The organism is Hirschia sp. (genome assembly GCF_058892565.1).
In genome coordinates this window covers 1-22,766 of record NZ_JBZXVU010000001.1, presented here as the reverse complement: position 1 = coordinate 22,766, position 22,766 = coordinate 1, and the positions used below count along the sequence as shown (strand labels likewise).

18 protein-coding genes and 1 pseudogene are annotated in these 22,766 nt (G+C 43.3%); all 19 read right to left on the bottom strand.

Annotation, left to right across the window (positions count from 1 at the left end; genetic code table 11):
* Window positions 1-68: 68 nt before the first annotated feature.
* Window positions 69-2,126, bottom strand: coding sequence for an ATP-binding SpoIIE family protein phosphatase (locus AC5EF3_RS00095; protein WP_493546556.1), 2,058 nt, complete (start codon window positions 2,124-2,126; stop codon window positions 69-71).
* A gap of 9 nt (window positions 2,127-2,135) precedes the next feature.
* Window positions 2,136-2,441 (bottom strand): STAS domain-containing protein, encoded by a 306-nt coding sequence (locus AC5EF3_RS00090; RefSeq protein WP_015827995.1) that lies wholly within the window; start codon window positions 2,439-2,441, stop codon window positions 2,136-2,138.
* Between the two features lie 12 nt (window positions 2,442-2,453).
* Complete coding sequence (locus AC5EF3_RS00085; protein WP_493546555.1) at window positions 2,454-3,476, bottom strand: methyl-accepting chemotaxis protein; 1,023 nt, start codon at window positions 3,474-3,476, stop codon at window positions 2,454-2,456.
* Window positions 3,477-3,533: 57 nt separating this feature from the next.
* Window positions 3,534-4,589: a protein-glutamate methylesterase/protein-glutamine glutaminase gene (locus AC5EF3_RS00080; protein ID WP_015827997.1), complete on the bottom strand. Its 1,056-nt coding sequence runs from the start codon at window positions 4,587-4,589 to the stop codon at window positions 3,534-3,536.
* A gap of 12 nt (window positions 4,590-4,601) precedes the next feature.
* A complete protein-coding gene (locus tag AC5EF3_RS00075; protein ID WP_015827998.1) occupies window positions 4,602-5,210 on the bottom strand; it encodes a CheD, stimulates methylation of MCP protein in 609 nt (202 codons plus the stop codon).
* Window positions 5,207-6,085: a CheR family methyltransferase gene (locus tag AC5EF3_RS00070; protein ID WP_493546554.1), complete on the bottom strand. Its 879-nt coding sequence runs from the start codon at window positions 6,083-6,085 to the stop codon at window positions 5,207-5,209. The genes AC5EF3_RS00075 and AC5EF3_RS00070 overlap by 4 nt, the downstream gene beginning before the upstream one ends.
* A gap of 15 nt (window positions 6,086-6,100) precedes the next feature.
* On the bottom strand, window positions 6,101-8,608 hold the full coding sequence (locus AC5EF3_RS00065; RefSeq protein ID WP_493546553.1) for a methyl-accepting chemotaxis protein: 2,508 nt from the start codon (window positions 8,606-8,608) through the stop codon (window positions 6,101-6,103).
* A gap of 22 nt (window positions 8,609-8,630) precedes the next feature.
* Complete coding sequence (locus tag AC5EF3_RS00060; RefSeq protein ID WP_015828001.1) at window positions 8,631-9,158, bottom strand: chemotaxis protein CheW; 528 nt, start codon at window positions 9,156-9,158, stop codon at window positions 8,631-8,633.
* The gene (locus AC5EF3_RS00055; protein ID WP_493546552.1) at window positions 9,155-11,236 is read right to left on the bottom strand and encodes a chemotaxis protein CheA; all 2,082 of its coding nucleotides are present in this window, start codon (window positions 11,234-11,236) and stop codon (window positions 9,155-9,157) included. Before AC5EF3_RS00055 ends, AC5EF3_RS00060 begins: the two co-directional genes overlap by 4 nt.
* Window positions 11,237-11,247: 11 nt before the next feature.
* A complete protein-coding gene (locus AC5EF3_RS00050) occupies window positions 11,248-11,613 on the bottom strand; it encodes a response regulator (protein ID WP_041301545.1) in 366 nt (121 codons plus the stop codon).
* On the bottom strand, window positions 11,606-11,992 hold the full coding sequence (locus AC5EF3_RS00045) for an STAS domain-containing protein (RefSeq protein WP_149037408.1): 387 nt from the start codon (window positions 11,990-11,992) through the stop codon (window positions 11,606-11,608). Before AC5EF3_RS00045 ends, AC5EF3_RS00050 begins: the two co-directional genes overlap by 8 nt.
* A gap of 508 nt (window positions 11,993-12,500) precedes the next feature.
* Entirely contained in the window at window positions 12,501-13,889 is a 1,389-nt protein-coding gene (locus tag AC5EF3_RS00040) for a PepSY-associated TM helix domain-containing protein (protein WP_493546551.1), read from the bottom strand.
* Between the two features lie 64 nt (window positions 13,890-13,953).
* Entirely contained in the window at window positions 13,954-16,089 is a 2,136-nt protein-coding gene (locus AC5EF3_RS00035; protein ID WP_493546550.1) for a TonB-dependent receptor, read from the bottom strand.
* A gap of 179 nt (window positions 16,090-16,268) precedes the next feature.
* Window positions 16,269-16,670: a hypothetical protein gene (locus AC5EF3_RS00030; protein WP_493546549.1), complete on the bottom strand. Its 402-nt coding sequence runs from the start codon at window positions 16,668-16,670 to the stop codon at window positions 16,269-16,271.
* 270 nt (window positions 16,671-16,940) lie between these two features.
* Window positions 16,941-19,277: pseudogene (locus tag AC5EF3_RS00025) on the bottom strand (TonB-dependent receptor domain-containing protein).
* A 165-nt stretch (window positions 19,278-19,442) separates the two neighbouring features.
* Complete coding sequence (locus tag AC5EF3_RS00020) at window positions 19,443-20,303, bottom strand: FAD:protein FMN transferase (protein WP_493546548.1); 861 nt, start codon at window positions 20,301-20,303, stop codon at window positions 19,443-19,445.
* A gap of 92 nt (window positions 20,304-20,395) precedes the next feature.
* A complete protein-coding gene (locus tag AC5EF3_RS00015) occupies window positions 20,396-21,211 on the bottom strand; it encodes a DUF4198 domain-containing protein (RefSeq protein WP_493546547.1) in 816 nt (271 codons plus the stop codon).
* A gap of 23 nt (window positions 21,212-21,234) precedes the next feature.
* Entirely contained in the window at window positions 21,235-21,750 is a 516-nt protein-coding gene (locus AC5EF3_RS00010; RefSeq protein ID WP_493546599.1) for a DUF2271 domain-containing protein, read from the bottom strand.
* Between the two features lie 10 nt (window positions 21,751-21,760).
* Complete coding sequence (locus AC5EF3_RS00005; protein ID WP_493546546.1) at window positions 21,761-22,423, bottom strand: PepSY-associated TM helix domain-containing protein; 663 nt, start codon at window positions 22,421-22,423, stop codon at window positions 21,761-21,763.
* Between the last annotated feature and the right edge of the window lie 343 nt (window positions 22,424-22,766).

Below are 22,766 nucleotides of genomic sequence, written 5' to 3'. Positions count from 1 at the left end.
CTTATAAAAATATATCAACCCATTAAAACTAAAAGAATTTTATTTAAACAGACCTGACATAAAAATGCTCAATTCAGATTAATAACAGCCCGTACAATATTCCCACAACCAAGATATTCAATCTCTGGAAAAGCGAGCTGACGCGCTAACGCAATTCCACGTCCACGATAAGTTGTTCCAGTAGGTTGTTCCTTATCCAATGCCTCAAAATCAAAACCACTCCCCTCATCCTCAATAAGAAAGGTGATTTGTTCAGCTGTCCTAGAATACCTAATCACAACTTCGCGTTCACTATATCTTGGATCTTGCAGTCGAGTTTCTATCTCATTTCGCCAGTTACCTGACATGATCAAATCTTGTTTTTGTTGAGATGAAATTTCAAGGTTTCCATGCTCTACTGCGTTCACCATCAATTCACGCAAACCAATTGCAACCATGTCCGCATTTGGGCATGCAATTGCTAACATTGTTGATAAATTTCTAGCCTCAGTCAAAGTCGAAAACGAGAATTCACCATTATTAATCGTCCCGATAGCCGACTTACGAAGTGAAACCTCTTCTCGCAATGAATGGGATTGTAACCTTAACTCGCGGCAAGCCTTACTTACTGATTTTAGGGTTTCAAAATCCGTATCCATCGGCAACACAAAGTCCGCAATTTCATCATGGCATCTATCCGAACTGATTAAGATAGAGCTGAAAAATTCGGTTGAGTGATCACGTGCAAGTTTTAGCCTATCAATATGGGTTTCTGCCACAATAACAAAGTCTACTTCACTTCCCGCTGGAAGTTTATCACCAACATGCAGCGAACTTCCATACTCTCCATATAAGTATTCAATCAGCTCTTCAGTAACAACATGGCTGCTTGGGGAAGCGATCCAAACGCAATTCTTCACTGCGCTAGTTCTGTAATAGCTCCTCATGTCTTTAGGAGGCAAAACTTTCATTGATAGAATGGTTAAATCATCATCGAATTTTTTATTGTTCGTTCGTTGAACCATCTTTTCAAATACAGCCTCGATAAAGGCTGGCCCCGTGTGTTGGTTCTCCGATATCTTTAGGAGCAATTCTCCCAACTCATCGGTTCCCAATGTGTTTTCGGGATGTTCAAAATCTTCATAAAGCGCATCACTATAGAGGAATAACCTGTCATTTGGAGCAAGCACCTCTATTTTAGATTCGTAGTTTATTTCTGATGCGCATCCCAAAATAGGTCCAGTCGTTTGCAACTTATCAAACCCGCTTTTTCTATCTCTAAAGACAAACGGTGTTGGACTTCCAGCATTTACATATTCTAGTTCATGCTTTCGCCTGTGGTAGACACCATAAAACCCTGAGGCAAATTGCTCTGGTGGTAGAATTTTATATAATTCTTTATTTAACAATGACATCCATATTGCAGGCCTTCGTCTTTCCTCCTTCAAAGAAAGAATGATCAATTGCAACCTAAAAGCGTTTATTGCCGCTGTAACGCCATGACCAGAAATATCAAAGGTTAGCAATCCGACCCGATCATTATCGATAGGCATGACATGCCACCAATCGCCACCCAGCATATTTGATGCTTCATAAAATGTGTCTATTTCTACATTTCTGGTTTCAGATATTGCGTCAATGGTCTCTTTAGACTGAAGCAAATCACATTGCATATTCTGTGCTGCAACAAGGTCTTTTTGAAACCGCACCTTATCCCTTCTCAATTGTTTCAGAAGGTTTCGTCTTTCCAACGCTCTTCTTATGCGAAGAATAAATTCTCCATCTGAAGATGGTTGGATAATAATTTCTGTTACGCCTGACTTAAAAGCTTCCAAACGTGCATCCTGATCATGCCTAGGAAGATAACATACGACCGGTATGTTATCATCTAAGATAGATTTTAATTGCTGACAAAGCTCTATAATTACATCAACGGTAAAATCATTATTTAGAATGACCAAGTCGGGCATTTCTTCATCAATTGCCGTGGAAGCTGTCTCAAAAGAATCAACAAATTTGAGGCATTCTAATCCACCAGCGCTTAAAGTTTTGCCAACTCTAGCCTGTGCGTAAATATCTTCAGATACTATCAAAATATTTGAAACATCTAATACAGAAGACAAATTCCGAAATACGCTCTCAGGCATGGCGTTTTCCTAATTTATAACATCAACCAATTGATCAAATTTGAACAGTTCAGCAACTACCGCCACATGACCTTGCAGATTTGAAATTTTGAAGCTCTTGCCTTTCTTCTTTGCCCTATCATTTGCAAGCAGCAATAACCCTATGCCGGCGGAATCAACTGTTTTCAATTCCTGCAAATCAACAACTACATTTGCAGCGGGACCATCTTCAATTTCTTGAATGACTGGATTGAAAACCTCATGATCTTCAAATGTTAAGACATCTGATACATTCACATAAAGAGTGTCACCTCTTTCGTCGAAACGGTATTTCATCGATCACTCCTATTAAAATAACTCAATGCCATCATCAATTTCTTCCACTTCTTCGGACTCTCCAAAAAAAGTGCGCTGAAATTGTGTGCGCACCTCTGTGAGCGTAATGCCGTCAATAATTGTTTGGGCGAGATCATTACATTCAGCTTCACTGTTCATTCCATCAGGATTGTTTTCAACAAAGCGGGATAAATGTTCCATCACATCCACAATAGCGTCTGTGCGCTGTTTCATGCGATCTTGGAACTGCATGGTCATCACAACCTGTCGAATATCATTTGCTATAGCTTGTGCCTCTTCTGTTGAGTCTCCAAGCACACTTTGAATATCGGAATTGCGATTAACCAAAGCATCCATCAATATTTCCAAGCTCTTCTTGGCGTCAATCTGGACAGAAAAATCCAGTGCACCAATACGGCTAAGTTCCTGATATTCGTCTTTGATAGAAGATATCACTTCTTGAATACTTGAAGTCACCGATTGAGTGCTTGTCAGCATACGTGTGGCTAACCTATCAATCCCCTCAGAGACCTTCAACATCTCCATAGATACAACTTGAAAACCACTTGCTACATCACCCGCTCTTGCGGCTTCTATTTGCGCATTCAGGGATAAGAGGCGCGTTTGCCTATTAATTCCTTCAATATCACGGATACATCCATTTAGCTCACTCATTTCTTTGAGGATTTGATCAAGCGAATAAATCAAACCAACGCCTTGTTTGGAAAGCACAAGCACGCGGTTGGATACTTCTTCGAGGGATTGTTTTAGAAAAACAGGAATGGTTGCAAGGTCGACTTCTTGACCCTCATGCTCCACTTTAGAGACTTGAGATACGAGGCTAGAAAGTCGCTCAGCCTGACCTTCAGTCGCCAAGGTCAATTTATTGAACAAATCACTTAATTGACCCGCCTGATGTTCTACATCAACGGATGTCTCTCTCAGAATCTTGTTAGAGCTTTCAACTGTCCCGAGCAATATACGAGAAAAAGCAGAGGTGCTTACACCTTCTCTGCCTTCTAAACTATTTCCCATTTCCATCTCTAACAACATAAGCATCTCAATTCTTTAAAATATTTTATATTTCAGGACTTAGATTCGTATTGCATTCGACTTAGCAGCCGCTGCATCCAACACTTCCTCAATTATTGCATCTTCACGAAGCTGCTGATCCACAGCGCCTATTTCAAAAGCTGCTCGGGGCATGCCATAAACGATGCTCGTCGCTTCATCTTGTCCAAAGGTTTTAGCACCGGCCTGTTTCATGTTCAGCAGCCCTTTGGCACCATCCTTACCCATTCCCGTCAAAATAACGCCTATTGCCTTTGAACCACAGTGTTCTGCGACAGAGTCAAAAAGCACATCAACAGATGGTCTATGACCATTGACCGCAGGCGCATCACTCAACTTACAGATATAATCAGCTCCCGAACGTTTAAGTGTCAGATGCTGGCTTCCAGGAGAAATCCAAACTTCACCGGGACGAACCCTTTGATTATTTTCGGCCTCACGTACTGTAACCGCACACGTTTTATTTAATCTTTCGGCAAATTGTCGCGTAAAATTGGGTGGCATGTGTTGGGTAATCAGTATTGCGGGAGAATTACGCGGCAATTTAGGAAGTAGTCTTCCCAACGTCTCAACACCACCAGTCGATGCGCCTATTGCGACTAAATTTTCAGTGGTTTCGAATGACGTGAACGTCTTATTCGTGACCTGAACAGGCGCAGTTCGACGACGTTGAATATTGGAGGTTGCAGCCGTTTTTACCTTTTCTATAAGCTCTTGCGACATGGTTTCCATATTAGCAGCAAGATCGAGAGCAGGCTTCGTCACAAAATCAACTGCTCCTAGTTCTAAAGCACGCAGAGTGACATCAGCACTTTTTGTCGTCAGTGAAGAAATCATCACAACAGGCATTGGTCTTAGGGACATGATTTTTTCAAGAAAAGAGATACCATCCATTTTAGGCATCTCTACATCGAGAGTTATAACATCAGGATTAGTCAATTTTATTTTTTGACGAGCGATAATCGGGTCCGGTGCAGTTGCAACAACTTCTATCTCCCCTGTCTTTTCAAGTAAGGAAGGGATTATGCGACGCATCAAGGCACTATCATCGACCACTACAACTTTGATTTTACTCATTTTGTATGTTCCTTAAAATAACTCTATAGAAGTCGGTGCAACCTCAATCTTGGGCTGTAGCAATGCTTCTTGATGCACGACTGAAAGCCCAGCACTGGCATCCAAAAACTTCCTCCAAGCGCGTCCCGTCACTGGCTCAAACAAAATACGTCGTCCACTTTCCCCACCGAGATCCATTTTTGTCACATTCAGCTGTTCAACAGCTGAGTATTCTTTTGCAAACAAGGCATTTTTGGAACCAACACGCCCGAGGCCTTTGACAACATTGCCTCCACCAAAAAATTTACAATTTAGACGCTTTTTCTCTGCCCCCTGCTGCAGAAGTTCATTTATCAACGCATCCATTGCGTGATTGCCGTAACGAAGCGCAAGGCTAGCGCCACTCCATAAACCGGCATCATCATGAGGAAGCATGAAATGATTGACACCTCCGACTTTGGACAGCGGATCCCAAATACAGGCAGCAACACAAGAACCTAATACGGTTGCAATGACCTCATCTTCATCTCTGGAGACGTATTGCGTTCCTGGTAATACCGTAACTACCCAGCGTTTTTTTTCGCTGTCAAAATAACGAGATACTCCATCATCTGAACATTTTTTCGATGAAAACGTGCTCATAATCTACGCACCACATTTGACGGCTCATAAATCGTGCGACCTACGAGTTTGAAAGGCGAATTTTCAACGAGAATCGATTCTGAATGCCCTAAGAAGAACCAGCCTTCCTCGGAAAGCACCTCCGAAAAACGATCAACAAGCAATTGTTTTGATGGTAGATCAAAATAGATAAAAACATTGCGACAAAAAATCATGTCAAAACTAGTTTTTATCGGCCAAGCACCATGTAAATTCAACCGGTTAAAAGTGACATGTCTTTTTAACTCAGGCTTTATTTCAAACTGACCATCACCGAGTTTATTGATATATGAGCGACGGTAGTCTTTTGGTATTTCTTCTAAAGCCTTGTTTTCATATATTCCTTTTTTAGCTGCAGCTAAAACACTCGTATCAATGTCAGTCGCGAGTATCTTCCAATCCCATTGCACAGAACCTTTAAGTCCATTGGCGATCACCATTGCCAAAGTATATGGCTCTTCGCCGGTAGAGCTCGCCGCACACCAAATTCGCAGGCGTTTATTTCCAGTCTTTTCTGCCCGCTTTTTCCAATAAGGAATTATCGTTTCTTGCATATATTGGAAATGATGAGGCTCTCGAAAAAAACGCGTATGATTGGTCGTCAATGTATTGATCAAGTGCTTGATTTCACTTTTACCCTGCGCACCTTCTAATATGCTTAAATAAGAAGAAAAATCAGACAAAGATAACGCCCGCAAACGCCTACTCATTCGAGAATAAACTAATTCACGCTTTGAACTATCAATCACAATACCAGCGTGTTTATAGATTGCCTTAGCAATCGCTTGAAACTCGCCATTGCCCATTTTGAACTCGCGTTCTGGGTCTGCTGCAGTATTTTTGGCTAAAGCGTTCATAGTATTACTCAGCTATTAAAACTCGCTCCAATCATCGTCTTCTTGAATGCTCTCCGCCAAAGCAGACTGAAGAACACGCGCTCCTCCTCTGTTTGAAGACTGAACTGGAGTTGGTTTGCCTGTAAAACTTCCGCCGACAATTTTGGGCTTGATTGTATTTTCGCCAACATTAAAGAACCCCATCCGCTCACGCATATCGAGGGCTTGATCTGTCATCGTTTTAGCCGCTGCTGCATTTTCTTCTACAAGAGCAGAGTTCTGCTGTGTCATCTCATCCATCTGAGTAATGGCTTTATTGATTTCTTCAGCTCCAGTCGCTTGCTCGCCAGAAGCAGCACTTATTTCCGCGACTATGTCAGCAACTTTCTTGATAGCATCCACAATTCCATTAAGAGCTTCCCCGGTCTGGTTCACTAAATCAACGCCGCCTTTTACCTGCGAACTCGATTCAACTATTAGATCCTTAATATCCTTAGCAGCCTGAGCAGACCGTTGTGCCAATGAACGCACTTCAGACGCAACAACTGCGAACCCACGTCCGGCATCCCCTGCACGCGCAGCTTCAACGGCGGCATTCAAAGCCAGAAGATTGGTTTGGAAAGCTATCTCGTCTATCACTCCAATAATATCTGAAATGCTGCGAGATGACTGCTCAATCTTACTCATGGATTCAACTGCATTGTGCACGATTTCGCCACCGGACACAGCTGACTCTCTCGCTGTTACAGCCAGTTGGCTTGCATGTTGTGAGTTATCTGCGTTCTGTTTAATCGTTGCAGCCATTTGCTGCATTGATGAGGCTGTTTCTTCAAGGTTTGCCGCCTGCTGCTCTGTTCGCTGGGACAGATCCGTTGCACCCATAGAAATTTCTTCAGCACCAGAAGACACTTCCGTTGCAGAGTTAGAGATAGCTAAAACAGTCTCTTGCAAACGAGCAGATGTGGCATTGGCATCTTCTTTAAGTTTTCCATAAACGCCCTCAAAGTCATCCTCAATTCGCTTGGTCAAATCACCTTGAGACATCGCATCAAGCATCATTCCAAGGGAATCCAAAACAATTGAAACGCGCCCAGACAGAACATTAATACTCTCAGCGAGGAGAAGCATAAATCCATCCTTGCCTTCTATACTGATCGACTTGGAGAAATCACCACGGGAAACTGCCTCAACAACGTCCTGAACTTCGCGCTCGATTGCTTTTTCTATAGTATCGTCACGCCATTCAACAACAGTTCCTACACGCTCTTTATCTTCACCGAAGACAGGTGTCGCAATAAGATGGAAATACCTTGGCCCGACTCGAATATCTGTTTCATATGTAGATGTCAGACGCGCCAACATTGTACGTTGATGCGTTGGGTTTTTATGGAAAATATCGATATTTGCGCCAAGAAGTTTCTGGCTATCAAACTGGCTTAGTTCTGCTTTTAGGTCATCTTCAGCTACACGCATCATTTCGTGCTGTGCGTCGTTAAGATACACGATGTTGAAATCTGTATCCGCGATCATAACATTCGTTGTTGCAACATCCAATGCCGAGCGGATTCGTGCATTTTCTTTCATGCGTTCACTCTGGGTCAGATCAGAAGCATATTTTACAACCTTAGCCAATTTACCATTTAAATCGAAAACCGGATTGTAAGATGCTTGAAGCAAAACCTTACGCCCACCAGCGGCGACGCGTTCATACTCACCACTATCAAACTCTCCACGGCCTAATTTTTCCCAAAATTGTTTGTATTCATGAGACCGAGCAAATTCTGGATCAGCAAACATAGAATGGTGCTTGCCCTTTATTTCAGACAGTGAATACCCCATAGTATTGCAGAAATTTTCATTAGCATTCAGTATCTTACCGGTAATATCAAATTCGATAACAGCTTGAGATTGGTTGATTGCATTAATTTGCGCTGTCATATCAGCAGATTTCAATTTCTCTGCTGTTATATCTGTCGCATATTTGATGACTTTGTATGCGCGGCCATTCTCGTCAAAAATTGGGTTGTATGATGCAACAATCCATATCTCTTTTCCGTTTTTACCAACCCGCCGAAATTCATCTGCAATGAATTCACCTTGCTTCAACTTTTGCCAGAAATTTTTATATTCAGACCCGTCAGCTACTTCGCGTTCCACAAATATGGAGTGGTGTTGTCCGATAATTTCTTCTTTTCGATATCCAACCGTGTCGCAAAAATTCTGGTTTGCATCCAAGATTGTGCCATCTAGCTCAAACTCGATTACCGCTTGCACTTTATCAATTGCATTTTGCTTAGCTGACAATTCTCTCAATTGAGAATGTGTGTTCAACTGACTGCCTTTTCTCATAAAGCCAAGCCCCGCTGCAACAGCAGCAACAGGAACACAAAGTATGAGTGCGGGCATCAATCCAAATTGTTGTGAAACCAAGGATATACCAGCCAACCCCGCCGCTCCGCCTACAAACATAGCAGCGGATGACATCAATTGGGATTTAGTATCTTTGGGAGCAGTCTTCATCGTAATTGGAGAATTCGAGTTCATCTGGGCATTCCTTCAGAGCAAACTATTGATTTGTGGGGATATCGGATCCATCAAATTCGCGGATCTGGGAAACGAGTAAATTTTCAAGGTCTAGCATCGCGACCATTTGATCTTTTTCAGTCAAGAACCCCGTAAAAACGTCCGCATCTTTTTTTACGTTCGTTTCAGGAACAGGCTTTATCTGATCATCTTCAACAATCAGAATATCTGACACTGCATCAACCAATAAACCAATTTGTCGTTCATTAATTGAAACAATAACAATGACATGTCGTTGTGTTGGATCTGTCATTGTTTCACCAAGCCGACATTTCAAATCAATAATCGGCAAAACAGCACCACGCAGGTTTAATACACCACGCACATAATCGGGTTGATTGGGTAGACTTGTAATATCGGCCCAACCTTTAATTTCACGCACCGACATTATATCGACGGCATAACAGGCATCACCAACGGTAAAACTAACATATTGCCTCGGCGGAGAAGGCGCTTCTGTCGCCCTATCAGCATCTTGAGAGAAATCAGACTCCATTTGAGATTGGTTCATCTGCTCTGTCCTCTTGTTGCATTTGCTTGGAATTGATTTTCAGCTTCTATGGCTTGACCCTTGTCAAAATTGGAAAGAGATGGCTTAGGCGTCATGGTAACAAGGCCATCGACATCAAGTATCAGCCGCACTCTACCGTCTCCGAGAATTGCCGACCCAGCCACACCTGGAATATTGTAGTAGTTTGTCTCAAGGCTTTTTATGACGACTTGTTGCTGCCCCAGCAGCTCATCCACAACAATCCCGACCTGACGACCAAACTCTGTTTCAACAATCACTGCGAGTTTTCGCAATGGTTCAGTCAATCCCTTTCGGGAAAGCCCCATACATCCACAAAGATCGACCAACCGAATGGTGTTTCCTCTCAAAGAAAGGACTTGCCCACCATCAGGCATTTGCTTAATTTGACTCGGTGCAGGGCAAACTGTTTCTACAATAGAAGATAACGGTATGACATAACGCTCCCCTGCAGTGGCGACTAACATTCCATCCAAAACAGCCAATGTTAGTGGCAGTGCTAAAGTGAAGCAGGAACCATGTCCCTTCTTTGAATCAAGCGTAATTCGACCACCTAATTTTTGAATATTTCGGCGCACAACATCCATACCAACACCGCGCCCGGAAACATCGCTAACGGCACTAGCCGTTGAAAAACCTGGGCGGAAGATCATCATTTCGATATCTTCTTTTGTCAGCTCATCGCCTTCAGCAATCAAGCCTTGCTGGATAGCTCTGGCAACAACCTTATCAGGGTCTAAGCCACGACCATCATCACTCACCCGTATCAGAATTCGGCCATTGCGTTGTTCAGCACTTAAACGAACAGTTCCTTGCGCTTTTTTACCCGCTTGCACGCGATCCTCAGGCATTTCGATACCATGGTCCATACAATTGCGGATCATGTGAGTAAGCGGATCAGAGAGTTCTTCAATAATCGTTTTATCTACTTCAGTTGCCTCACCTTCCAATATAAGTGTGACATCCTTTTCGAGTTTTGTAGAAAGATCACGTACCAATCGAGGAAACCGAGAAAACAGTGCTTTAATCGGCTGCATACGAATTGCCATAACGCCTTCTTGCAACTGCCGTGTCCGCATTGTCAGATCTTCTAACGCCTGCAATTGATTAACTTGCGCAATACCGATTTCAGAGGAAATGCTCTCAAGCGCCATGGCTTGAGCAATCACCAATTCCCCAACCATATTTACAAGCTGATCCACCTTTTCCAGATCAACCCGAATGGACCCCAATTGAGGCTTTGCACGTTCTGTTTCAGGTTTTGCGGACTTTCCGACAATAACCTGCGCGCCATCAGGTGATTTATCGTCAACAGAACTAGATTTTACAATCTCTTCTGCATCCGCTTCAGATATGGTTTTTGCTTTAATCGTGAGTTCGCAATCATCTTCTACGAACTCGAATACCGCTGTAATATCTTCAACACTACAATCACTACACAATTCAATGTTCCAAGAGAAATAGCTCTCCATTGGATCAAGTTTAGACAATTCAACAACTTTTGAAGTGTCTATGTGTATGTTTATGTCACCTAAATCAGATAAAGCTTCAAAAAGTAATTGCGGTTCATTTGCTGTTTCATACATAGACCGGAATGGTCGAAAATAAATTTCATAACTAGTTCTAGTCGCTTCAGCATTTTCAACGACCGCAACAGGCATCACCTCAATAGCTTTTTTAGGATTCAATTGACGGAGTTTTTCAAGTGTCACAGACTCCAAACCATCAGGAGCTTCCTGCCCTGATTGAGCATTCTCAACTAATTCTCGAAGAACATCACCAGACTGGATAATGAGTGCAGGCCCATCAGCTTGCAAACCAATCAAATCGCCACGAACTTGATCTAGAAAGTCTTCAAGCTCATGCGCATAGACGACCAATCTATCGAGTTTGAACGCTCCAGCACCAGCTTTTATAGAATGAACAGCACGGAAAAGCTCGTTTAAAGTTTCGCTATCATTTCCCTCCGGCTGAAGTGTCGTAGCGACATCCTCAAACCGTTGAAGAAGTTCATCGCACTCTTCAAAAAACGTTTGCCGAAACTGTTCAAAATCATTCATCCCCCAGCCCCCTAGCGACAGACGCGCTTTACAACGCTAAGCAACTGATCTGGGTCAAAGGGTTTTACAATCCACCCTGTAGCACCGGCAGCCTTACCAGCTGCTTTTTTTGTTGCATCAGCTTCCGTGGTTAGGATTAAAATCGGCGTTGAGCGAAATTGCGGTTTCATTCGCAATTCTTTGGTCAGCGTTATGCCATCTTTGCGCGGCATATTCACATCTGTTATAACCAGATCAAAAATGCCGACACCGCTAACTTCAGTCGCTCTTATCCCATCCTCAGCTTCTACGACTTCATAACCTTCGCGTTTAAGCGTAAAGGAAACCATGTCTCTCATTGTTTTGGAATCATCGACAACCATAACACGTTTAGACATTTCCATCTCTCCATCGATCAACAACATTGGCCAATCCCAGCGTCGTCATTGCTCCTATAAAATCGGAGCTCATATTGTTATTTTGAAATTGCTTTTCTCGACTGATGCATTCTTTCTCTGCACTCAGCAGAACTTGAATTGCTGTGGTATCAATCAACGTCACCTCAGAAGCATCTATGAGGATAGGATCATCTGTTCCGCTTTTTTCCAATAAGAACAGATGCAAACTGTCAACGGCTCTTCCCGTGAGACGGCTTTCCAATTGAATGATTTTTTCCAATTGCGGCGTTGCCAATTCCTCAACCATAGCGATCCATAAACCTTTAAAATTGACGCTAACACAAAACGACACAATCTTAAGTTTTGCGCTCTCAAGCACTGCCACATTTCTTCAAAAGAGAAATTGACATTTTAAGAAACAATTGCACAAAAAGTAACTAAAATAGCTACTTTCATAAACTATCAGGTAACGCGAAAGTCATAATAACTACTTAACGATGAAATTCTCTTCTTAAATTTTTTAGAAATTACATCAATATATTGCAACTTGTAGGCAATCTAATTCTGCCGAAAGCCATTTGTTATAGAATTTAAAATAGCAAATTTGGTATATCGAGTGTATAAACTATAAAGATCTAGCGTTGAATTACATTCAACCCAGTACTCGAAATCGCCCAACACAATATTCACCAATGACATATTGATTTTGTATTGGTGAACTATTTATATCAAATCTTTTCGATAAGTTATGATGCAATATTCACTCACTGCCGTTATTAAGAGACTATTATTGTAGACATCAATTACATGCGCCCCAGCAGTTAGCCCTCACCCCAGCAACTCTTCTACTTTGCTTGCACCAGCAAAACAGCAAAGCAATTTCTTCTCTATTGCGCTAACCCCAGCCAAGAACGAACAGGCGCAATTCTAGACAATAAAAGCCGCTCTACCACAAACAAAATGAGTGCTGTAATGCCAAGTGTTGGAAATATTACCCCAAGCGCCAAGAGTAAAAACGCAACACTCCATATCATCTGATTTGATCCCAATGGCTTCGGTGCACCCAAACCTGTTTTGCGCCGCTTCATCCACATAATCGGTCCAGATAGCGACAACATCGCCGCCCCCAAAGCAGCAAAAAGCATAAGAAGCTGATTGGGAATTCCAAAGTAATTTCCCATATGTATCGCCACGCCCAACTCGACTGTTTTGGCCCCAATACCATAGTCTGCAAAACCGACATTATTGATCACCTCACCAGAATATTGGTCTAAATGTATTGTGCGTTGGCCTTCTGGTTGGTCAGGATATGTGTATGCCGTAAAGACATCATGGGCATCTTTAGGCAGAGATAGGCGATATGCTGTTGTCAGTCCTACCCCTTCCAAAATAGCGCTAACCTCTTTTACTGAAATAGGCATCTTGTGAGTGTGATCAGAATGCGGTGCCGGTGCCGGTTCCATTGCCCAAGAAATGCCCGGCGTCGTCTCGGCAAGCGTTTGTACAGGGTCAGTTTCTATCGCATCATGGTTCATATGCGTACGATAGGATGCTGGATAACCAACACCCATGCTTGTCATTATGCCTTGAAGATACCCTCCCCAATTGGAAGCCCAAGGCAATCCGCTTAAAATTAGGAATAACAGAAGTCCAGATGTCCAAATTCCTGTTGCAGCATGTATATCTCGCCAAAATGGGCGACCTTTACCCAATCGCGGCAAAAATACACCCCAAACTTTTTTTGGCGTACGCGGCCACCATAAATATAGCCCTGTAAGAATAAGCACAATTGTCCAACAGGATGCCAATTCAACAATAAGATCGCCTGTCTCTCCTAAAAGGAGTGAACCATGCATACGATCTGCGAAACCAACCAGCGTCTGTCCGTATATGAATGAACCATTCGCAATACCCGACACAGGATCGACATATACACGAAAAGGCTCTCCTATTTCAGGCGTTAGAAAAACGACCGCCGTTCGTTTGGGAGCTGTAGGAAGATCAACTCTCGTCGCTACCGTATCGGGAAACGCAGCTTGCGCGCCTTCAATCAGCTTATGCGGCGAAAGATGCGGCCCTGCTTCTTTTACAAAACGCCAATCAGGATGAGCTATATCCTCAATTTCAGTTACATAAAGATAAATAGCACCCGTAATAGCAAGTATAAGAACAAATGGTGCCACTAAAATACCAGCATAAAAATGCAGCCGAAATATCACACGATGCAATACGGCTCTGCTTGCCGCCTTAGTCTGAATAAGCTTTGAATCACTCATTGTCATTTCTTTCCAGAAAATCGAACGGCTCCCCAATGAAGAGCCGTTCTTCTCAATTTTATTATCAAAATGAACGTGAGTAAGAGAGTTCAAAACTTCTTGGCTCACCGACAAAAACTAGTCCTGAAGAATAGCCGGACCAATTTGCATAAAATTCGTCGGCAAGATTACGCCCCCGCAATGTGAATTTTCCAAATTTAGCATTCCACGACACTGCTGCATCTAAAAGCGTATAGCTTTCCAATTTCACATCATTAGCATTAGAGGTGAAAGCATCACCATTGTAGCGCACAGCACCTGTAATCGAGATTGGCAGCGCCTCTGGCGTATACTTAACCACAAAATCAGCTAACTGCTCTGGTGTATTGGATGGACGATTTCCAGAACGATCAACGCCGCCGCCCTCGATTAGTTCATCAAACTCCGCATTCAATAGGCTTGCACTCAAACTGGCAGACCATTCATCAGTCGGCGTCCAATTTAGCGATAGCTCTCCCCCTTCAGAGATCTGACTACCACCTTGAACCGTGATATTTGGATTATTGGGGTCACGCGTGAGAATATCATCTTGAGTGATGTGGAAAACTGACGCTGTGACATTCAGGCTTTCTCTAAAGAGCGAAGATTTAATTCCAACCTCATAGGAATCACCTGTCGACACATCAAAATCTGCACGACTTGAACTCATAAAAAACAATCCCGTCACCGGCGTAGCCGCACGTGTGTATTGGGCAAACAACTGTGTTTGGGGTTTTAAATTATAAACTGTTCCTAGACGCCAAGTGACAGGATCATACTCTTGCCCATAATTGATGACGTCATCAGAAATCACATCTATGACCTGACGGTCCAGTTCGAATTTATCCAACCGAACACCCCCAACAATCAGCCAATCATTTGTGATATTAAACGCATCCTCCATAAAATATGCGAGCGCTTTTACATCTGCTGTTACATCCTGCTGATAAGTAAAATTTGGAGGATCTTCAGGAGGGAAAACGCCGCGTTCTGGATTAAACGGATCAACACTCGTCGCTGACCCAAAACGACGCAATGTGAAAAAATCAGTATCGCTGACCTCTAACCCCGCTGTGAAACGATTTCGGTGCCCAACTAAATTTCCATCATAGGCCATATGGAGGCGCTGGTTCCAATATTGATGGTCATGCGTAATATGTGTCGCATAACGATCAACAAAGCCCGTTGCACCATTGAAAGTGTATTCGTCGGCATCGATCCAATGGCGATCAGACGTGTACCAACTTGTATCACTGACAAGCGTCCAATCTTCAAAAATTTGATATTCAGCCTTCGCGCGTAGCCACGTATTTTCTGACGCCATATCTCCATCAAGAACGTTGAAATTTACATCACGCATCGCTTCATCAAGGACAAGGCCGGCACTTCCAGACACCACATTGGAGGGGTTGCGCGCAAATTCAGACGAGACAATTGGTGTGCCATAATAGGCTGTGTTGAATTCATCTTCAAAATAATCTGCTGACAATGTGATAGAAAGCTTATCAGTTGGCTGCGCCAGAAATGCTAATCGCCCTGCAATTTTTTGGGAATCTGTGCCATCAATCCAGCCGCCAGATTTGGCAAATGAAAGATCTGAACGCAAAGCCATGTTGTCACCTATAGGTGTATTCAAATCACCAGCAAAACGCGCCGTATCGTGATCACCATAACTTGCAAAAACTTCACCGCCCATTTCGCCCAATTTGGGCTGACGCGGCACAAAATTGATGGCCCCCGCCAGCGCGCCCTCTCCAGATGTTACCGACGCTGGTCCTTTTATGACTTCAATGCGTTCAAACATCCAACTGTCATAGTCTCGCATTCCAGCGTCTGAATTGGCCTGACGCACACCATCAAAAAGATAATTCACAGCACGGTGAAAACCGCGCATAGAAACAGAAGCTGTAGAGCCCGGAAGATTGCCCGATGTAATGCCTGGCGCTGCATTCAATGCTTCTATTGCTGTTCTTGCTCCCTGCTGTTGCAAGTCTGTTTGGGTCACAACATCAACAATAGCTGGAGTCTCGCGATTACTAAGGCCTAGACGCCCAGCAATGCTTGTTTCTAGATCTAGATTACTTTGGCCGGTTACAATGATTGTATCTTGAACATCTTGCGCCTGTGCTAAAACCGGCACCAGACAAGTGGCGGCCATGCTTAGAAGAATAAAGCGTTTCATTATATTAAAAATTCCCATGGGAACCTGCCTTGCATGAAATCAGCAGGTATTAGAATATTGATTTAGAGGGATTTTTGGAAAGGCAGATCTTAATCTCTTTCCATTTGCCATCAGGCACCGTCATAAAAACGAATGCAAACAGCACACAAAGCATTGAAGTTTGCGTGATGGACAGCTTTTTAAATCAATATCGGTGGACCACGTGCTGGAGGCGGTGGAGCAGCAAGACCTTGGCCCGGCACGACAAATGCTGGTTTGGGAGAAACAAGCATTTCCTTTGTTCTAGGTGCGATGAGCACAGATACCAAATCAGGCTCTGTCCCGTGACCTGACATAGCCAACAAAGTACAGGCTGACGTCCCACTATCATCCTTTTCAGGAGACGGGATCGGAGTGTCACTACTTAGAAGATTCCCAGTCTGAAAATCCAGAAAAACAGTATCTGAGGTCGTCCCATCACCATGACAAACAGTGATAGGGAAAAGATTGCCAAGAGAAGCTTTCTCCATCGAAAGCATATAGCCAGTAGGTATCACCGCACGTGCAAACACCGCCATTAACGCCAATGCGCTAAAGACCAATCTTATAGATTTCCGTGTTGTACTTATTCCCATCATGACGAGATTGCATGCATGAATGATCTTATTTTCGCAAGTGCGACAAATGAGTATTCAGATGCAATATATCAAAATTCCCTTTTAAAGGATTCTACAATTATTCTATAGATAACAAAGAGTAATCTGACCGTAACCAGACGTCACAGCCAAGCTTTATATCAACCAAGATTGTAAAATAATTGTGGCCATTAGCCCCCTATTTTAGGGGGCTAATAATACATTTAAAGCATCAAACTAGAAGCGAGCGCCGACGCTGATCCAGAAACTACGTGCCTTATCTTTATTGTTGTAGTCATCTTCATAGCTGGCTTCCCATGTGCCATCGCCATTGTCTGTGAAGTCCGTTTGGTAACTAGTAAAATCTTCATCGAGCAAGTTGTTGATACGCGCACTGAATGTCACAAATTCATTCAATCGATACTGACCACCAAGATTCACAACACTATAGTCTTTATAGTAGAGGTGCTTGCCTGTTACAGTATTTACACCGCGATAACGTTTAGACCGAGTTTCATAAGATAGCTGCGCGCTAATCTCATCAGTTATACTCCAATCCAGAGTCGCATTCCCCATATGCTTAGCTGTGTTGGTAAGCGGCAAACCTTCATTTGAACCACTCAATTGCTCACTATCTGTGTAAGTGTAGTTCGCGCGTACACTGAGACTATCTAAGATCTCATATTTACCCGCAACTTCAGCTCCTTTAACCTTGGCTTTGTCAATATTGATTGGCTGACGCAAGCTACCAACACCAAGAATTGTTGCATAAGTTCCAAGATTAGCACATGGACGCACACCACCTGTTTCCTCACAAGTTTGCGTCACAGTTGTAGAGGAAATCTTATCTTCAAAATCATTTTGGAAATATGTGATATTGAAGTTGTGCCCTTTGGACTGAGAATTCCAATATACAGCGATCTCGCTATTCACACTTGTTTCAGGCTCTAACTCTGGGTTTCCTGTCCATGGACTTGTCCCCTGACCACCAAAGCCAGTAATACCATCGTAAAGGTCTGTTGTTTTGGGTGTTTTATAGCCTGTGCTCACACCACCTTTTAGTGTCCATTCATTAGATATGTTATAAACACCATAAAGCCTCGGACTTGTGTGCTCACCAAACACATCATGGTTATCAAAACGAATACCACCCGTAATGGTCAATTTCTCAATCGGTGACCAGTTGTCTTCAGCAAATAAAGACCATTGTTTTTGCTCTTGTACCGCTTGCAAACCATCAACCGTATCTTCCAATCCGAAAACACCATCTTCTAGTTCACCGTCAATAACCTGACCACCCACCACAAAGTGATGATCGCCTACCACGTTCGCAACTGGAATGTCGAACTTAACATCAAGTGTATATTGACTGCTTTCAAGTGTTCGCTTGTCACGAGGAAGAAAAGTATCAGCCGCTATCTGGCGACGCTCATCTTCTGATAGTCCAGCGTAATCACCTGTTCCATCATAGATTTCTTACAATAATAGGCGCTCGCCCACTGCAAACGGAAGCGTACGGCCATTATTATTGGTATCTACATATGCAAGAGAGACAAAACTTGTACCAAAGCCCCATTCCCCTTGATGGGTAAGAGACCAATTGTCTCTGTCAAATGATTGTTCTTGGGCGTAGCCTACTCGAGGCGCTACGATTCCGCCTGAAGTTCGCCAAATAGTATCAATGCCGTCCAACGTCCCCAAAGGATAGGCTATATCACCTGTTTCCGGATTATAAATCGGTGTATTATCATAAACTTGGCGGGATATATCATAATCAAGCACCAAACTTTGATTGTCTGTCGGTGTCCAACTTAATGAAAATCCTGCTGTCTTATTTGTGCTATCAACGGTGCTTCCGCCACCACCAAAACCAAAACTTCTAACGTGGGTTTCTCCAGACGGATCTACAGCGGGAACAAAGTCAGGCTGAGACGCCAAGCGCTCATATATCGAGCCGCGTAAGCTAAGGCCCAGCTTGTCGGCAACCAAAGGTCCGTTCAAACCGAAGTCAAATGTTATGTCATCCCCAAAGCTATCGTTTTCTTGCAAGCTACGCCCGAAAGTCGCTGAACCACTCCACTTGTCTGATACTTTTTTTGTGATGATGTTGATCACACCACCCAATGCATCCGCCCCATACAATGTAGATGCCGGCCCCCGGATCACCTCAATACGTTTAATCGTATCCAGAGGAGGAATATGATTAAACTGGTTACCACCAAAATTGTTGGGATAAATATCGCCGTGATTATTCTGGCGTTTTCCGTCTATCAACACCAATGTGTAATCTGACCCCATACCCCGTATGCTGATCGTGCGCTGCCCTGTTTTATCTGCCGTTTCTCCGACATCTACCCCCTCAAGATTACGAACAGCGTCTATAAGTGTTAAGTAAGGGCGCACTTTCAGTTCTTGTTCACTTACAACACTAATACTAGCTGGTGCATCTACTATCTTTTGTTCAAACCCCGCAGCAGTCACAACGACTTCGCTCATCCGCATTTCGCGTTCAGCCGATGTATCACTTACCTCGCCTTGAGATCCATCCTGAGCAAAAGCAGTTTGCCCCACCATAAAGCTCGCCATTACAGCGCTACTAAGTGCCGTATATCCCCAAAAACTTTTTTTCATTTTACCCTACATTTATTGCAATTGATTCTCAAAATTACTAGAAGTACTGGTTATCAAACACAACAGCTAATAAGAATTATTCTCATAAAATAAATGTTAGGATTTTAATTAGTTTACAAAGTGTCTTTTTAGCATCTCAGAATAAGATGTTTCACCAGATGGGAACTGGAAAATAACAGCTAATTCATGAGAATTAGCCCTTTCTACAGCGGTCTCTGAAGATGCATATAATGCAGTTGCCCATGCGTCTGCATACATACAGTGGGGATGCAAAACCGATACGGATTTAAATGCATCAACGCTGTGTTCCTGTAAAAGGATATGACCCAAATTGATATCATTCCTTCTCAAATTTTGTTTATGCGTATTACCACTCGTCGCGACCGAAAACCCCGACAAAGCAACACGATGCAATATTCCTGCAGGTATAGGAGTTTCAATATCAACCCACCAAGGTTGACCATCCTCTTTAAGGCCCTGAGCAGAAAACTCACCGCCAATTTCAACGAGAAAAGATACACACCCCAACCGACGCAATTCATTGCTCATGGCATCCACAGCAGCGCCTTTTGCAATCGCATTGAGATCAATCTGGGGACAATCAGTCTTGGCAATCACACTTTGACCAAGCGGAAATGGATTACCACCATATTTCGTCGCGGTATCAAGTTGCATCTCAACCGAAGGATTGAACCCTCGATTGGAAATTTCATCGAAGCAAAAGGGATTAAAAGCGCCGCCTGTTTGTTGCTTTATGTCTATAGCTGCCTGCCATATAGACTGAAACAGATCAGGCACTTCCAACACAACACCCACTGGAGCAGCATTAAAACGACTGATAAATGCGCGAGGCTCCCAGAGGCTGAACACATTTATATAATCAGTAAACACCAGATTGAGACATTGGACGATTTCTGTCTCACTGATATTTGCCGGCAAGTATATCTTTGCTGACCAGTTTGTTCCCATAGTCTCTCCCTGAAGGTCCAGTCGCGACTGTCCTTCAGGAAGAATTACATGTTCTTTTTTTAACTGATTAAAAATCAGAGGCTGAATATCTATCAGGGAATTAACGCCTCAAAAGTTGCGGAATAGCCGCTTCTCAACATCATTTCCTGTCCCATCTTTTCACCAGGCTTACGAGAGCTAGCTGACATCCAGTAACGGCCAGCAACTTCTGGGGTAAATTTGATTACTCCATCTTTATCCGTCTTGACCTTCACTTCGTTGATCACATCGCGGTAACGGTCATTTCCCTTCACAATCGTCACTTCCAAGTCAGCGACAGCTTTACCATCGACGAGAAATGTAAAGGAAGCTTCTTCGCCTTGATACACATCATTGGGGTGTGTGATGGGAGTCATTTCTATTCCTACACCCGTCACTTTAAATGCGGTTTCAGTAGGTGCGCCCAATGTCACGAAAGTTTCCGAACGGCGCGCAGAACTAGACAACTCCACACCTTCTTTAGCCAGAATACCTTCTTTTTCGAACATTTCCCAACTGCCACGTTTACGTTTTTTTTCGTCACCCTCACTCCAAGAAGCGAAGAAAAAATCGCCCAGCTCTGCCACTTTGTAAGTGCCCTGTTGGTCCAGCTTCAGGTCAAATGTAGACCGGATTTCACCCTTCCACCCATTTTCTGGCTTACTTTGCGAACCGTCTGGAGCTGTAATCACAACATTGTCCAAATTCATAGCAACGTGGTTTGGGAAGAACAGATCGTTTGAGATAGCGCCATCAAGTGTTACAATTTGCTCGTCACCTGAAAGTGTAAACGTCGATGGCAATATCCACATTCTGTGCGCCTGAGCTGCTGGAGAAACAGCTAGACCGATTGCTGCGGCCATGAGTAGAGGTTTCAATCTAAGTTTCATAACTTTATTCCTTTGACCTAATTTTACGGTTCGATATTAAGTGAAATATTTCCAAGCTCTGTTTCACCTGAAACAGACACACTTTGGCTAGCGTCTGACTTCCAAGTAAAAGGTAGTTTTACAACTTCGCGACCACCCACTTCTCGCGCAGCTTCGACGCAAAGCACATAATCACCTGCTTCCAAGTCAGCCAGCTGAGTGGATTCATTTGTAAAGTGTAGCGTGTGCTGGCCAGGTGCACGTGTTGGGCTAGACACACCATCAATTGGCAAATCCAAAGAACGCCCAGAGCGTCGCCACCACTGACGCATATCCTTTAGCCATGTTTCACCTTCACCCTCAGGTCCGTCTTCTTGCTGATACCAGACAGAGAGATTCGCCGCGACTGAGTGATCTGCGTTCGCAATCCAGATAGCAACGTAAGGCTTATGATATTCTGCCACATTAAAGCGAGGCAGTTCTACATTCACCTCTAGCCCTTCAGCGTGTGCAGAACCTGCACTAAGTGCTAGGCCCATTCCTGAAAGTGTAAGTTTCATTTTCATGTTATTATCCATGTACAAAAAAGAAAAGAATGACGACTGGCACAGCCAACCCGCCTATTGTAAGCGGCCATGTGATGGCACGTTTTTTAGAGTGGATCTGAAGCAGCCACAGGCCCGTCAAACAAAAGAAAATTGTCGCAATTGAGAACACATCCAGAAACAGTGCCCAAACTGTTCCTGTATTGCGGCCTTTGTGCAAATCATTGAGATAGGAGATCGCACCACGAGATGTTGACTCATATTCGACCAATCCCGTTTCTCGATCGATAGCCAGCCATGCATCGCCGCCCGCACGCGGCAAACCAACATAGATATCAATATCGGTTAATTCTGCGCTGCGTCCCGCTGTATTGACGTTTAATTCCCGTCGTAGATATCGAACTAAGTCTTTTGGAAGCACGCTCTCACCTTCAAGAGGTAATGCGCGCACACTTCCCATCATTGCTTCGTCTAAAGTAATGGCAGCATTCGAAATTTTTGGAGTCGTTTTAATATCAGCTGCGTGATTTAGCGTGATACCTGTTACCGCAAATAACAGCATTCCGATCAGGCAAATCGCGCCTGAAATCCAGTGCCAAATACGCGCCTGCTTTTTCCAGAAATTGGAAGCCTTTTTCCGTGCCGATTTCTTGGCTTTCAGATCTTGAGTTAAGATAGGAACATTCATGTATACAAGTCAGCAATTCATAATAAAGAGGACGTTTAAATCTGTTTATCACTTCTGACTAATTCTGCAACTTGTTCTCATGTGCAGGCTGTAAAAAAAGATAGCTTTGTCCTTAAATTGAATATTGCATAAACCACCCTAATTCGTCTTATTTTGTTTTTAATTTACGTCCTATCTTTGTCCTCACTAAGGGCCTTTTGACTATAGTTTATCGATTCCATTTTCAGCTTATAGACTGGTGATAAAACTCATTTATGTTGGACACTGGAAAGTATACCTTTCAATGCGCATCACTCCCACCTATGTCCATTCTATGGTTAAGGACAAACGCAAACACCACCCG

Bases quoted from the DNA above. Each gene is read 5' to 3' on its own strand.
- AC5EF3_RS00095 (WP_493546556.1), bottom strand. From the start codon at position 2,126: ATGCCTGAGAGCGTATTTCGGAATTTGTCTTCTGTATTAGATGTTTCA.
- AC5EF3_RS00090 (WP_015827995.1), bottom strand. From the start codon at position 2,441: ATGAAATACCGTTTCGACGAAAGAGGTGACACTCTTTATGTGAATGTA.
- AC5EF3_RS00085 (WP_493546555.1), bottom strand. From the start codon at position 3,476: ATGGGAAATAGTTTAGAAGGCAGAGAAGGTGTAAGCACCTCTGCTTTT.
- AC5EF3_RS00080 (WP_015827997.1), bottom strand. From the start codon at position 4,589: ATGAGTAAAATCAAAGTTGTAGTGGTCGATGATAGTGCCTTGATGCGT.
- AC5EF3_RS00075 (WP_015827998.1), bottom strand. From the start codon at position 5,210: ATGAGCACGTTTTCATCGAAAAAATGTTCAGATGATGGAGTATCTCGT.
- AC5EF3_RS00070 (WP_493546554.1), bottom strand. From the start codon at position 6,085: ATGAACGCTTTAGCCAAAAATACTGCAGCAGACCCAGAACGCGAGTTC.
- AC5EF3_RS00065 (WP_493546553.1), bottom strand. From the start codon at position 8,608: ATGAACTCGAATTCTCCAATTACGATGAAGACTGCTCCCAAAGATACT.
- AC5EF3_RS00060 (WP_015828001.1), bottom strand. From the start codon at position 9,158: ATGAACCAATCTCAAATGGAGTCTGATTTCTCTCAAGATGCTGATAGG.
- AC5EF3_RS00055 (WP_493546552.1), bottom strand. From the start codon at position 11,236: ATGAATGATTTTGAACAGTTTCGGCAAACGTTTTTTGAAGAGTGCGAT.
- AC5EF3_RS00050 (WP_041301545.1), bottom strand. From the start codon at position 11,613: ATGTCTAAACGTGTTATGGTTGTCGATGATTCCAAAACAATGAGAGAC.
- AC5EF3_RS00040 (WP_493546551.1), bottom strand. From the start codon at position 13,889: ATGAGTGATTCAAAGCTTATTCAGACTAAGGCGGCAAGCAGAGCCGTA.
- AC5EF3_RS00035 (WP_493546550.1), bottom strand. From the start codon at position 16,089: ATGAAACGCTTTATTCTTCTAAGCATGGCCGCCACTTGTCTGGTGCCG.
- AC5EF3_RS00020 (WP_493546548.1), bottom strand. From the start codon at position 20,303: ATGGGAACAAACTGGTCAGCAAAGATATACTTGCCGGCAAATATCAGT.
- AC5EF3_RS00015 (WP_493546547.1), bottom strand. From the start codon at position 21,211: ATGAAACTTAGATTGAAACCTCTACTCATGGCCGCAGCAATCGGTCTA.
- AC5EF3_RS00010 (WP_493546599.1), bottom strand. From the start codon at position 21,750: ATGAAACTTACACTTTCAGGAATGGGCCTAGCACTTAGTGCAGGTTCT.
- AC5EF3_RS00005 (WP_493546546.1), bottom strand. From the start codon at position 22,423: ATGAATGTTCCTATCTTAACTCAAGATCTGAAAGCCAAGAAATCGGCA.